This window comes from Streptomyces melanosporofaciens (assembly GCF_900105695.1).
In the GTDB taxonomy this organism is placed as follows: Bacteria; Actinomycetota; Actinomycetes; order Streptomycetales; family Streptomycetaceae; genus Streptomyces; species Streptomyces antimycoticus.
Genome location: NZ_FNST01000002.1, coordinates 3151598 through 3162887 on the forward strand (window position 1 = coordinate 3151598; position 11290 = coordinate 3162887).

Below are 11290 nucleotides of genomic sequence, written 5' to 3' on the forward strand. Positions count from 1 at the left end.
GTTGACCCTTTCGGGTTGGTCTGAGCACCAACCATTGATCATTTAGTAGGCATCGCCACCTGGTCGCACTACGCTGCGCTCATGAGCATGCTGACCCCTCCCGGCATGGGCGGAAAGTACCGCATTACGGGCGATCGCTACCCGCGGATGAGTCGACCCCGGAGCCGCCGACGGCTGATGTTCGCCGCATTCGGCTCGGTCCTGACGCTCGGCCTGGTCGGCTGGGGAACGCTTCAGCTCATCGACGTCTTCTCCGGCGACAGCGACGACCAGACGGTCCGCGCGGCGCACGGCACCGGGGACTGCGAGCGCGGCGACAAGCGCCCCGACGAGAAGGCGAAGTCCGGCCGGTCCGACGGCGGCCAGAGCGGTCAGGGCGGCCGGCAGGGCCGTACGGGCGGGAAGCTGCCGAAGCCCTCCCAGATCACGGTCAACGTCTACAACGCGACCACGCGCTCCGGCCTCGCCAAGGACACCGCGAAGGAGCTGGAGAAGCGCGGCTTCAAGATCGGGAAGGTGGGCAACGCCCCAGCCCAGTACGACAAGAAGGTCAAGACCACCGGGATGCTGCTCGGCGCCCCCGGCGCCGGCGACGGGGCCTTCAACGTGCTCGGCACGCAGCTCAGCGGCGCCCAGACCAAGAACGACGCGCGCAACGGCAAGGACATCGACCTGATCATCGGCAACGGTTTCAAGGACCTGGTCAAGCAGAAGGACGCCGACAAGGCGCTGGCCGCCCTGGCCAAGCCCTCGCCCGCGCCCTCCGGAAAGCCCTGCCGCTGACCGATCGCGTCAGAGCACCCTCAAGCGGTACTCAGCCCGCGCTCCCGTACATCCGGTCGCCCGCGTCGCCGAGCCCGGGCACGATGTACCCCTGCTCGTTGAGCCGCTCGTCGATGGACGAGGTGACCACCGTCACCGGCGCGCCCGCCAGCTCGCGCTCCATGAGCTCGACACCCTGCGGCGCCGCCAGCAGACACAGCGCGGTCACGTCGTCGGCGCCCCGCGATATGAGCTCCCGGATCGCCGCGACCAGCGTCCCGCCGGTGGCGAGCATCGGGTCCAGGACGTACACCTGACGGCCGGAGAGGTCCTCGGGCATCCGGGTGGCGTAGGTGGACGCCTGGAGCGTCTCCTCGTCACGGATCATGCCCAGGAAGCCGACCTCCGCGGTGGGCAGCAGCCGCACCATGCCGTCGAGCATCCCGAGACCGGCCCGCAGGATCGGCACGACCATGGGGCGCGGATGGGACAGCCGTACTCCGGTCGTGGCCGTCACCGGGGTCTGGATGTCGACCTGCTCGGTGCGCACATCGCGTGTGGCCTCGTACGCGAGCAGGGTCACCAGCTCGTCGGCGAGCCGCCGGAAGGTGGGGGAGTCGGTGCGCTTGTCGCGCAGCGTGGTGAGTTTGTGCGCCACCAGCGGGTGGTCGACGACGTGGATCCGCATGGCGACGACACTAACCGAGCCTCCGGAGCCCGGCTGCCGCCGGTGACCCCGTCCGCCCCCTCCGTGCGCCTCCCCCGCGCTCAACCGTCTGCCGCCGCACTGGAATCAAACCGCCGTTTCGGGGGAAAGTGGGCAGCAGCGCCCGGGGTGCCCCGGGCGACACCTCGGCCCCGAGGAGTGATTGACCATGGCCGACGCGACCGCGAAGGAAACCTCCGCGGAACGCCGCCGCCGTCGCGACCGCTTCCTGCGCGCGCTGAACGAGGCCAGAGCGGTGCGGAACCGGGTGCGTCCCCGCCAGGCCCGCGCGGCCCGGATGCGCCGGGCGATACACATGCGGACGTTTTCCTGGTGAGTCCCGGTGGGCTTCCACCGAACCGCCGGAGGGGGTTTCCGCGCGTTTCGATTCCGTCCGCGTGAGCCACATCTCTTTGGACTGGTGCACGACGCAGCGTGGAAGACCTCTCGCGACGCGACGGTTTCTGCCACGATTCCGATTGGGGCGGGACACTGTCCCGCCCGCCCCCGGCACGCCTATGACCAGTGGGAGAGTCACGGTGTACTTCGCCGCATTGCTCGCGCGCACCGCAGAAGGGTGGGAAGCGAGCGACACAGAGCTCGATGACGTGGAAACCCTGACGGATCTGATCGAACTGGCCCGTCTGGCCTCCAAGGACGACGACACGGTATTGGCCTTCATCGAGCACGAAGACGCGTGGTTCGGCGTCGTCCGTGTGGACGGCGAGGACGACCCGCACATCTACGTATCGGACGCGGCAGCGGCCGCCCGCACCTCGTACGGCTCGATGCTCACCGACGAGCTGCTCGGCCGGGACCCCGACGACGATCTGGACAGCCTGGTCGACCTGGACGGCACCGAGGACGGCGAGCCGGACCGGGAGGACGAGGACGCGGACGACGCTCCGGTCCCGCTCGGCCCGCTCGGCGACGCCGACATCCTGGCCGACTACGGCATGGACGAGAAGGAGCTGAAGTCCCTCGACGGGGACGCCCTCGAATCGATCGCCGAGATGCTGGGCTGCAGCATGGAGGGGCTGGAGGCGGTGCGCTGACCGCCGCAGCCATGCCACCCACCCCGTCACCGCACCGATCCAAGTGATCCACCCGAACCGCGGACGCAACCGATCCGCACGAACCGATCCACACTGACGTCATGACCGATCCGCTGACCGGCCTCCTGCCCGGCCCCGAACCCGACCCCCTGCGCGATCCCTGGCGCGCTCCGATGCGCCTGGCGCTGGAGGAGGCGGTACGGGCACCCGAGACGGGAGATGTGCCGGTCGGCGCCGTCGTGCTGGGCCCGGACGGCTCGGTACTCGGCCGCGGCCGCAACGAGCGCGAGGCCCACGGCGACCCCACGGCCCACGCCGAGGTCCTCGCCCTCCGAGCCGCGGCCCACCACCTCGGCGGCTGGCGGCTGACCGGCTGCACCCTGGTGGTCACCCTGGAGCCGTGCACGATGTGCGCCGGCGCGATCGTCCTGTCCCGCCTGGACCGGCTGGTCTACGGCGCCGTGGACGAGAAGGCCGGCGCGGTCGGCTCCCTCTGGGACGTCGTCCGCGACCGCCGCCTCAACCACCGCCCCGAGGTCATCGCGGGCGTCTTGGCGGAGGCGTGCGCGGCCCCCCTGACCACCTTCTTCCGCAAGTCCTGACCCCTGCGCCCGGGTCCGCCCCGTAACCGATTTCGGTTCCCGGCCACCCGTCCGCTAGGCTCTCCCTCGGTAGCGTGTCCGAGCGGCCGAAGGAGCGCGCCTCGAAAGCGCGTGAGGGGGCAACTCCTCCGTGGGTTCAAATCCCACCGCTACCGCCGCTGAGAACGTAGGGCCCGGCTCGTATGAGCCGGGCCCTACGTGTGTGCGGGGTCGTCCCATCCCGTCAGGACGGGGGCGGCTGCTCCGGGGGTTGCTGCTGGTTGGGGTCGGGCTGCTGCTGTGGCTGGTCCTGCGGGGGCTGGTTGGGGGGCGGTTGGTTCGGAGGCGGTTGGTTGGGCGGGGGCTGGTTCGGGGGCGGGGCGGCTGCGGCGGGGGCTGGTTCGGCGGAGGTTGGTTCGGCGGGGGCTGGTTGGGAGGCGGCTGGTTCGGGGGCGGCTGATTGGGCGGAGGTTGGTTCGGCGGGGGCTGCGGCTGGGGTTGCTGCTGGCCCGGATCCGTGGGCTGGTCCTGGGGCTGCTGCTGACCCGGATCGGAGGGCTGGTCCTGCGGCTGCTGCTGACCCGGATCGGACGGCTGGTCCTGCGGCTGGGGCTGCTGGCCCGGATCGGACGGCTGGTCCTGCGGCTGGGGCTGCTGGCCCGGGTCCGTGGGCTGGTCCTGCGGCTGCTGGCCCGGATCCGTGGGCTGGTCGGAGGGCTGCGACTGCTGCGAGGGGGTCCCGGACGGGCGATCGGTCTCCAGCGGGGTGAACCGGTCGGACGGCTTCAGGCTGACCTTCGGCGCTTCCCGCAGCCGCGGGGCGTGCTGCTCGCCCGGCATCGCCAGGGAGGACGGGTAGTCGGCCCGTGCCAGCACCGTGTCGCGCGGGTTCCCGCTGCCGTCACCGTCGCCGAGCGGGCGCTTCAGGAGTTCGGTCTTGCCGGTCGCCACCAGGACGAGGTGCTTGATGTCCTTCGTGGCCGGCCGGATGACGGTCACCGTGGTCCGGGAGAAACCGTTCCACTGGGGCCCGGTGAAGGTCGGCTTGGCGTTGCGCGGCGGGGCCGAGACCCTTACGGGATTTCCGGAGTCGCACTTCACGACGGGCGCGCCGTGCTCATCGACGAAAACCGCCGTTCCGGCCTGGAGGACGGCGGACACCGGCTTCACCCCGCCGCGGTAGCCGTAGGTCTTCGCATAGGTGTCGGAGCGCAGCGTGACGCTCGTGAGCCGCTGGACGAAGCCGGGGATGTCGTCCTGGCCGATGTGCTGGACCCGGCTCCAGGCGGCCCCCCTCTTCTTGTCGGCGTCGAGGTCATGGGTCAGTCCCTGCCGGTCGCAGGGCTGCCGGTTCCGGACGCCGGCGTAGAGACCGGGGTGTCGCCGCGGAAGGCCCGGCCTCCGTTGGACGGCGAGACCACGTGTTTGCGGTCATGGCCGACGGAGGAGGTGAACGCGGGGACCGAGGTCCTTCCGACGGGTTCGCGCCGGTATTCGACCGTCGAGGCGAATCGGGGGGCTTCCCCGGAAGCCTGTCCGGAGGCTTTCCCGGAGGCCTTTTCGGAGGAGGAGACCATCCCAAGGACCACCACGACGGCCACCACGACGACGAAACCGACGAAGAGTGCTGAGCGACGTGAGGTGAGGTGCCATGAGATCGAGCGCATTTCCCTCTCCTTCCCTTACCTCGCCCCCCATCCTGCGCTCGCCCCGCACGCCCCCGCTTCCCCCGAAACCTTGACATCTCACCCCGCTTTTGGGGGACTTGGCCCGGGTTTGCCCGCCGCCGCTCGCAGAACCGCCCCCGGTCCGGTGGCCCGGACCGGGGGCGGTCGCTGCCCCTCGCGGTCTGCGTGCGACGCCCCCTCCGACCATGTCGGATGTTCGCCGCGTATCTAGACTAAACGGACCTGCTCCAGTTGGCAGGGGAGCGGACCGGAGAACGGACGGCGGCCGAGGAGGACCCGGATGAGCGGCGCTGTCGTGGCGGGGGTCGACGGATCGCGGCGCAGCCTTACGGCGGCCGAATGGGCCGCCCGGGAGGCGGCGCGACGCGGGCGCGTCCTGCGGCTCGTGCACGCCAGTCCGCCGCTGCCGCGCCGGGTCTCGCCGGTGCCCGGGGCGGACGCCTGGCAGCACGTGGGCGAGCAGATGCTCGGGCAGACGGTCGCCGACTTCCGGGCGCGCGATCCGGACCTCGAGATCGTCGGGGAGCACACCGCCGCCGAACCGGCCGAGGCGCTGCTCGCGGCCGCCGCGGGCGCCGGGCTGCTGGTGGTCGGGACCCGGGGCTGGGGAGGCTTCGACGGGCTGGCGCTGGGCTCCGTGGCGCTGCGGGTGGCGGCGATGGCTCAGTGCCCCGTCGTCACGGTCCCGGAGGCGCGCCGTACGGGCGGCGGATGGGACGGTGGGCCTACCGGCGAGGTGCGGCTCGGCTTCGACGCCCATGCCCCGGCGGAGGCCCCGGCCGACTTCGCGTTCCGCGCCGCACAGGAGCGGGGCGTGCCGCTGCGGGTCGTGCATGCGTGGGCGCTGCCCCCGGCCTCCCCGTCGGCCTGGATGCTCACGGTGCTGGAGGAGGACCGCGCGATGTGGGAGGACCAGGAGAGCCAGGTGGTCTCCGACGCCCTGCGACCGTGGCGGGAGAGATATCCGGAGGTCACGGTGGTGCCGGACGTCATTCTGCTCAATCCGGCGGAGGCGCTGGTGAGGGCCTCGGAGCGGGCCGGGCTGCTGGTGATCGGGCGCCGTGCGGCCACCCGGCCGACCGAGCTGCGGCTGGGGCCGGTCGCCCATCCCGTACTGCACCACGCCCACTGCCCGGTGGCGGTCGTGCCGCATCCCGCGCTCTGAGCGCTCAGCCGAAGAACACCCCGAACTCGGAGTAGAGCGCGGGATCGACGGTCTTGGTGCCCGCCGTGGCCTCCGCCAGCGGGATGCGCACGATGTCCGTGCCGCGCAGCGCCACCATCGTGCCGAAGTCCTGATCCTTGACGGTGTCGATCGCGCGCAGCCCGAATCGGGTGGCCAGCCAGCGGTCGAAGGCACTGGGCGTCCCACCGCGCTGGATATGACCCAGGACCGTGGTGCGGGCCTCCTTGCCGGTGCGATCGGCGATCTCATGGGCCAGCCACTCGCCGATACCGGACAGCCGGACATGGCCGAACTCGTCCCGGCTGGAGTCCTTGACCACCATCTGGCCCTTCTTCGGCACGGCCCCCTCCGCCACCACCACGATCGGTGCGTACCTGATCTTGAAGCGGTTCTCCACCCAGGCGCAGACCTGGCCGATGTCGAAGGGCTGCTCGGGGATGAGGATGACGTTGGCCCCGCCCGCGATGCCCGAGTGCAGCGCGATCCAGCCGGCGTGCCGCCCCATCACCTCGACCACCAGGGCGCGGGTGTGGGATTCGGCGGTGGTGTGCAGCCGGTCGATCGCCTCGGTGGCGATATTGACGGCGGTGTCGAAGCCGAAGGTGTAGTCGGTGCCGGCCACGTCGTTGTCGATCGTCTTGGGCACTCCGACCACCTGGATGCCCTCGCCGCCCAGGGCCGCGGCGACGCCCAGCGTGTCCTCGCCGCCGATCGCGATGAGCGCGTCCACCTCGTACTCGGCGAGGGTCTCCCGCACCCGGCCGACCCCGTCCTCGCTGGCCAGGGGGTTGGTCCGGGAGGAGCCGAGGATGGTGCCGCCGCGCGGCAGGATGCCGCGCACGGCCGGGACGTCCAGCGGCACGATGGCTCCTTCGAGCACGCCGCGCCAGCCGTCCCGCACTCCGACGAACTCGAAGCCGTGGACCTCCACGCCCTTTCGGACGATGCCGCGGATCGCGGCGTTGAGCCCGGGGCAGTCACCGCCGCCGGTCAGCACACCGACACGCATCTCCGCTCCCTCCGCCGACGCCGCGAGCCGCTGCCGCCGCTGCTTCTGGCGCCACTCGTGTCACCCCTTCTTTCTCCAGAATCCACCCATTTGTAGCGCGGCGCCCACACCGGCGAAGGACCGTTTTCACAACACCAGTCTGTTCATCCGACTGATACGACTGATGCGCCAGAGGTGTGGATAGACTCTCGCGACTGCACAAGGGCACAGCGGGAGAGGCAGCACAGATGGCCCAGGCGAAGAAAATCGTGCTCTATATGCTGATCGTCTTCGTGCTGTACACGATCATCAAGACGCCGGCCAGGGCGGCCGACCTCGTCCAGGTCGGTTTCGAGGGCATATCGGACGCCGCGACGAGCGTCGGCGAGTTCATGACGGAACTGACCAAATAGCCTCGTTCCACCCCGCTCCCACCCCTCGAACTACCGCTCTCATTAGCCCCTTATTGGGCGATTCCTCCACCAACACGTGGTAAAGCGGTGCTTGCACACAGTGCACATGTCTTGTGATGCTATGACCGCTTTTGCCGGGTGAGTAATCGTGAAGGGGTGGCGTGACCGTGTCGGCCCGTACCGCGCCCAGAACCCCGCCCCAGGGCGATGGCGGCAGCGAAAGCGGCAGAAGCCGCGGGGCTGACGCCAGAGCGCTCACCCAGGTGCTCTTCGCCGAGCTCTCGGGCCTCACTCCCGGAACCCCCGAGCACACCCGTGTGCGCGCCGCGCTGATCGAGGCCAATCTCCCGCTGGTCCGCTACGCCGCGGCCCGCTTCCGCAGCCGCAACGAACCCATGGAGGACGTGATCCAGGTCGGCACCATCGGCCTGATCAACGCGATCGACCGGTTCGACCCGGACCGCGGGGTGCAGTTCCCGACGTTCGCCATGCCGACCGTCGTCGGCGAGATCAAGCGCTACTTCCGCGACAACGTCCGTACCGTCCATGTGCCGCGCCGGCTGCATGAGCTGTGGGTGCAGGTCAACGGCGCGACCGAGGATCTGACCGTGCTGCACGGCCGCTCCCCGACGACGGCCGAGATCGCCGAGCGGCTCAAGCTCAGCGAGGAGGAGGTGCTCGCCTGCATCGAGGCGGGCCGCTCCTATCACGCCACGTCCCTGGAGGCCGCCCAGGAGGGCGACGGACTGCCCGGGCTGGTCGACCGGCTCGGCTACGAGGATCCGGCGCTCGCCGGAGTCGAGCACCGCGATCTGGTGCGCCATCTGCTCGTACAACTGCCCGAGCGCGAGCAGCGTATCCTTTTGCTGCGTTACTACAGCAATCTGACGCAATCTCAGATCAGCGCCGAGCTCGGCGTCTCCCAGATGCATGTGTCCCGGCTGCTGTCCCGCAGCTTCGCCAGGCTCAGGTCCGCAAATCGGATCGAGTCCTGATCCTTGCGAGGGACCTGCGCCCCGGCACCCCAAGGCTGTAATGTCGACTTGGCGCTACAGCGTGTTGCCGACATGTGACATTCTGCAGGAACCGCGTTTGGGGCGGCCCGACCTCCGGTATTCAGGGGGAGGCTGCGTCGGACGCGAACCGCGCAGCTGGGATCCGTCCGCGACCTCTAGGGGGTGGCATGTCCGTAGAACTGGGCAGCTCGAAGGTGCTCAACAACGATGCACCGCTCATGCCTGACGACTGCGACGCCATCGACACCCGCACCCTCTCCCGCTCCCTCTTCCTGCGGCTCGCCACACTCGACAAGGACAGTGCGGAGGCCGGCTACGTCCGTGACACCCTCATCGAGCTGAACCTCCCGCTCGTCCGCTACGCGGCGGCCCGGTTCCGCAGCCGTAACGAGCCGATGGAGGACATCGTCCAGGTCGGCACCATCGGCCTGATCAAGGCGATCGACCGCTTCGACTGCGAACGGGGCGTGGAGTTCCCGACGTTCGCCATGCCGACCGTCGTCGGCGAGATCAAGCGGTTCTTCCGCGACACCAGCTGGTCGGTGCGGGTCCCGCGGCGCCTGCAGGAGCTGCGACTGGCGCTCACCAAGGCCAGTGACGAGCTGTCACAGAAGCTCGACCGCTCCCCGACCGTCCCCGAGCTCGCCGCCGCGCTGGGCGTCTCGGAGGAGGACGTGGTCGACGGGCTCGCCGTGGGCAATGCCTACACGGCCAGCTCGCTGGACTCCCCGTCCCCCGAGGACGACGGCGGCGAGGGGTCGCTCGCCGACCGGCTGGGGTACGAGGACAGCGCGCTGGAGGGCGTGGAGTACCGCGAGTCGCTCAAGCCCCTCCTGGCCAAACTGCCGCCGCGCGAGCGCCAGATCATCATGCTGCGCTTCTTCGCCAATATGACGCAGTCGCAAATCGGCGAAGAGGTCGGGATCTCCCAGATGCATGTCTCCCGGCTGCTCACCCGGACCCTGGCCCAGCTGCGCGAGGGTCTGATCTCGGACTGAGCCGACCGCCCGGTCGCCCTGTCGGATCCCTGTACACCTGACGGGCCGTCAGACACACTGGCCCGATGCGATACGCATCGAGCCGGACAACCGGCCGCCGAGGCACGGCGCTCGCCTCCTCGGCGGCCGCGCTGTGCCTGGGGGCCCTGCTCAGCGGCTGCGGCGCTGGCGGCGACGGCTATGTCGCCGCCGGGGCGGCCGGGCCCGACGGCCGGCGGAGCGCGCAGGCCGTACCGCCCAAGGGCGGCGTCGACCTGGTGCCCCTGGACGAGGACGGCACAGGGAACGATCGCGACGGTAAGGGCGGCAGGGGCGGGAAGCGCGATCAGGGCGCGTCCGGCCCCACCACCACCGGGGACGGCAGAGCGGACGGAGCGGCCTCGCGGGCGCCCTCGGCATCGGCACGTGCCCCCGGCCGTACGGACGGCCCGGGCGGCGGGAAGGGCGGCTCCGGGGCCCCGGGGCATACGGACGACGACCCCAAGGGCGACGACGGACCCAAAGGCGGCGGGCCGGGGAAGCCCTCGGCCTCCGGGCCCGGCTCGGACCCCTCGGACCCCTCCGACTCCCCTACGCCCACGGGACCGGCCGCCCTCGAGGTCGGCAAGCCGGAGCGCACGGCGACCGATGAGCGCTGGTGCGAGAAGGTGAAGGTCGAGTTCCGCAACACTGGAGGATCCGCCGTCGCCTCGGGCACCGTCACCTTCTCGACGCATGTGATCGACCTCCTCGGCATCGACTGGGCGACGCTGAAGTCCGAGGAAGAGCTGCCCGCGCCGATCGGCGCGGGTCAGAAGAAGGAGAAGACCTGGACGGTGTGCGTGGACGACTGGCGGGTGCCGCTGGGCATGCATATCGAGACCAAGGACGTCTCGGTCGCCTGGAAGCCGTAAGGCCGGCCCGGCAGCCGTAAGGGGCGCGGGAGCTCACGCTCCCGCTGGAAGCTCAGGGCCTCGGGGCTCAGCCCAGCGCCAGCCAGGCCACCGCGGCGACGATCACGACCGCCGCGATCACACCGACGATCACGCCCACGCGCGAACCGCCGCTCGATCCGGTGGACGCCTGAGGCTGCCGCGTGCCCTCGTCGACGAAGGCGCGGAACATCTGAGTGGAACCGGACGGGTCCTGGTTGCCGTTGGGGCTCTGGGGGTTGTTCGCCATGGGCCCCGACCCTAGCGAACGAGCGGATTCCGGGACACCCCCGGGTCTCAGCGGCACCTGGCGTCTCAGCCGCCCCACTTGACCGACTCCACAACGACTCTTTAACGGCAATTTACCGCCCAGACCGCCCTTTCATTTGCCTGTTGCAACTAACTTCTTCTATGGTTGCCCTAAGCAACTGACCAATCCCTCTGGGGGGTGCCGTGGCCACACAGCGCCACTACGAGGAGCTGGCCCGGCAGCTCAGCGCCATCGGCACCGTCAAGCGCGGGCTCGGGCGCGTCCTGCCGACCGACTGCCCATCGGGCGCCGCCATCGTCCTGATGCTCCTCGACCGCTACGGCGAGATGCGTATGAGCAAGCTCGCCGAGCTGCTCGACATCGATATGTCGGTGACCAGCCGGCATGTGGCACATGTCGCGGACCGCGGCTGGGTGGACCGCAAGCCCGACCCGCTCGACCGGCGGTCGCGGCTGCTGAGCATCAACGCCAGCGGACGAACCCTGCTCGGTGAGGTGTCCGAGCGCTACACGGACGCGCTCGCCCACTGTCTGAGCGACTGGTCGGACGAGGACGTCGACCACCTCAACGAACTTCTCGACCGATTGCGGACCAGTTTCGGGGACACGCGTTCCCGGGCCGTGCCGCAACAGGCCGAGAGCAGCATCACCCGTACACCTTCGCAACGTTAAGGAACTTCATGGCAACGACCACACCGGACGGCGGTGTGCGGGGA

General features: G+C 70.3%; 14 protein-coding genes, 1 tRNA gene and 1 pseudogene. 11 read left to right on the forward strand and 5 right to left on the reverse strand.

What is annotated here, in order from left to right; genetic code table 11:
- Positions 1 to 105 precede the first annotated feature (105 nt).
- Positions 106 to 783, forward strand: coding sequence for a LytR C-terminal domain-containing protein (locus tag BLV72_RS15955; protein WP_208906033.1), 678 nt, complete (start codon positions 106 to 108; stop codon positions 781 to 783).
- Between the two features lie 31 nt (positions 784 to 814).
- Here the strand turns inward: BLV72_RS15955 and upp are convergent, their stop codons facing one another.
- The gene (upp, locus tag BLV72_RS15960; RefSeq protein ID WP_059148219.1) at positions 815 to 1450 is read right to left on the reverse strand and encodes a uracil phosphoribosyltransferase; all 636 of its coding nucleotides are present in this window, start codon (positions 1448 to 1450) and stop codon (positions 815 to 817) included.
- A gap of 187 nt (positions 1451 to 1637) precedes the next feature.
- On the opposite strand from upp, the gene BLV72_RS47925 reads away from it, so the two are divergent.
- The 4 genes from BLV72_RS47925 to BLV72_RS15975 all read left to right on the forward strand — a co-directional run bounded on the left by BLV72_RS47925 (position 1638) and on the right by BLV72_RS15975 (position 3280).
- The gene (locus tag BLV72_RS47925; RefSeq protein ID WP_014061828.1) at positions 1638 to 1805 is read left to right on the forward strand and encodes a hypothetical protein; all 168 of its coding nucleotides are present in this window, start codon (positions 1638 to 1640) and stop codon (positions 1803 to 1805) included.
- A 181-nt stretch (positions 1806 to 1986) separates the two neighbouring features.
- Positions 1987 to 2523 (forward strand): tRNA adenosine deaminase-associated protein, encoded by a 537-nt coding sequence (locus tag BLV72_RS15965; protein WP_167746364.1) that lies wholly within the window; start codon positions 1987 to 1989, stop codon positions 2521 to 2523.
- A 101-nt stretch (positions 2524 to 2624) separates the two neighbouring features.
- Entirely contained in the window at positions 2625 to 3125 is a 501-nt protein-coding gene (gene tadA, locus BLV72_RS15970) for a tRNA adenosine(34) deaminase TadA (RefSeq protein ID WP_059148221.1), read from the forward strand.
- A 68-nt stretch (positions 3126 to 3193) separates the two neighbouring features.
- Positions 3194 to 3280: transfer RNA gene (locus tag BLV72_RS15975), tRNA-Ser, on the forward strand.
- 793 nt (positions 3281 to 4073) lie between these two features.
- On the opposite strand, the pseudogene BLV72_RS51530 reads toward BLV72_RS15975, so the two are convergent.
- Together BLV72_RS51530 and BLV72_RS48775 are read right to left on the reverse strand one after the other, a co-directional pair.
- Positions 4074 to 4430, reverse strand: a pseudogene (locus BLV72_RS51530) (DUF6777 domain-containing protein); the annotation flags it as partial.
- Entirely contained in the window at positions 4427 to 4771 is a 345-nt protein-coding gene (locus BLV72_RS48775; RefSeq protein WP_093463011.1) for a hypothetical protein, read from the reverse strand. The pseudogene BLV72_RS51530 and the gene BLV72_RS48775, both read right to left, overlap by 4 nt.
- Positions 4772 to 5072: 301 nt before the next feature.
- Between BLV72_RS48775 and BLV72_RS15995 the strand changes: the two genes are divergently transcribed.
- The gene (locus BLV72_RS15995; RefSeq protein ID WP_093463012.1) at positions 5073 to 5957 is read left to right on the forward strand and encodes a universal stress protein; all 885 of its coding nucleotides are present in this window, start codon (positions 5073 to 5075) and stop codon (positions 5955 to 5957) included.
- A gap of 4 nt (positions 5958 to 5961) precedes the next feature.
- On the opposite strand, the gene BLV72_RS16000 is transcribed toward BLV72_RS15995, so the two are convergent.
- Positions 5962 to 6987 carry a 6-phosphofructokinase gene (locus BLV72_RS16000; RefSeq protein WP_093463014.1) on the reverse strand — a complete coding sequence of 342 codons (1026 nt, stop codon included), beginning with the start codon at positions 6985 to 6987 and terminating at the stop codon, positions 5962 to 5964.
- Between the two features lie 227 nt (positions 6988 to 7214).
- On the opposite strand from BLV72_RS16000, the gene BLV72_RS47930 reads away from it, so the two are divergent.
- From BLV72_RS47930 to BLV72_RS16015, 4 genes are all read left to right on the forward strand, one after another.
- Positions 7215 to 7379 carry a hypothetical protein gene (locus tag BLV72_RS47930; RefSeq protein WP_165449176.1) on the forward strand — a complete coding sequence of 55 codons (165 nt, stop codon included), beginning with the start codon at positions 7215 to 7217 and terminating at the stop codon, positions 7377 to 7379.
- A 161-nt stretch (positions 7380 to 7540) separates the two neighbouring features.
- Positions 7541 to 8374 carry an RNA polymerase sigma factor SigF gene (locus BLV72_RS16005; protein ID WP_059147253.1) on the forward strand — a complete coding sequence of 278 codons (834 nt, stop codon included), beginning with the start codon at positions 7541 to 7543 and terminating at the stop codon, positions 8372 to 8374.
- A gap of 188 nt (positions 8375 to 8562) precedes the next feature.
- Entirely contained in the window at positions 8563 to 9393 is an 831-nt protein-coding gene (locus BLV72_RS16010) for an RNA polymerase sigma factor SigF (RefSeq protein ID WP_093463016.1), read from the forward strand.
- Positions 9394 to 9458: 65 nt separating this feature from the next.
- The gene (locus BLV72_RS16015) at positions 9459 to 10286 is read left to right on the forward strand and encodes a hypothetical protein (protein ID WP_093463017.1); all 828 of its coding nucleotides are present in this window, start codon (positions 9459 to 9461) and stop codon (positions 10284 to 10286) included.
- A gap of 67 nt (positions 10287 to 10353) precedes the next feature.
- Here the strand turns inward: BLV72_RS16015 and BLV72_RS16020 are convergent, their stop codons facing one another.
- Positions 10354 to 10554 carry a hypothetical protein gene (locus BLV72_RS16020; RefSeq protein WP_059147250.1) on the reverse strand — a complete coding sequence of 67 codons (201 nt, stop codon included), beginning with the start codon at positions 10552 to 10554 and terminating at the stop codon, positions 10354 to 10356.
- Between the two features lie 203 nt (positions 10555 to 10757).
- Between BLV72_RS16020 and BLV72_RS16025 the strand changes: the two genes are divergently transcribed.
- On the forward strand, positions 10758 to 11246 hold the full coding sequence (locus tag BLV72_RS16025; protein ID WP_093463019.1) for a MarR family winged helix-turn-helix transcriptional regulator: 489 nt from the start codon (positions 10758 to 10760) through the stop codon (positions 11244 to 11246).
- The last annotated feature ends 44 nt before the right edge of the window (positions 11247 to 11290 follow it).

Bases quoted from the DNA above. Each gene is read 5' to 3' on its own strand.
- BLV72_RS15955 (WP_208906033.1), top strand. From the start codon at position 106: ATGGGCGGAAAGTACCGCATTACGGGCGATCGCTACCCGCGGATGAGT.
- upp (WP_059148219.1), bottom strand. From the start codon at position 1,450: ATGCGGATCCACGTCGTCGACCACCCGCTGGTGGCGCACAAACTCACC.
- BLV72_RS47925 (WP_014061828.1), top strand. From the start codon at position 1,638: ATGGCCGACGCGACCGCGAAGGAAACCTCCGCGGAACGCCGCCGCCGT.
- BLV72_RS15965 (WP_167746364.1), top strand. From the start codon at position 1,987: ATGACCAGTGGGAGAGTCACGGTGTACTTCGCCGCATTGCTCGCGCGC.
- tadA (WP_059148221.1), top strand. From the start codon at position 2,625: ATGACCGATCCGCTGACCGGCCTCCTGCCCGGCCCCGAACCCGACCCC.
- BLV72_RS48775 (WP_093463011.1), bottom strand. From the start codon at position 4,771: ATGCGCTCGATCTCATGGCACCTCACCTCACGTCGCTCAGCACTCTTC.
- BLV72_RS15995 (WP_093463012.1), top strand. From the start codon at position 5,073: ATGAGCGGCGCTGTCGTGGCGGGGGTCGACGGATCGCGGCGCAGCCTT.
- BLV72_RS16000 (WP_093463014.1), bottom strand. From the start codon at position 6,987: ATGCGTGTCGGTGTGCTGACCGGCGGCGGTGACTGCCCCGGGCTCAAC.
- BLV72_RS47930 (WP_165449176.1), top strand. From the start codon at position 7,215: ATGGCCCAGGCGAAGAAAATCGTGCTCTATATGCTGATCGTCTTCGTG.
- BLV72_RS16010 (WP_093463016.1), top strand. From the start codon at position 8,563: ATGTCCGTAGAACTGGGCAGCTCGAAGGTGCTCAACAACGATGCACCG.
- BLV72_RS16015 (WP_093463017.1), top strand. From the start codon at position 9,459: ATGCGATACGCATCGAGCCGGACAACCGGCCGCCGAGGCACGGCGCTC.
- BLV72_RS16020 (WP_059147250.1), bottom strand. From the start codon at position 10,554: ATGGCGAACAACCCCCAGAGCCCCAACGGCAACCAGGACCCGTCCGGT.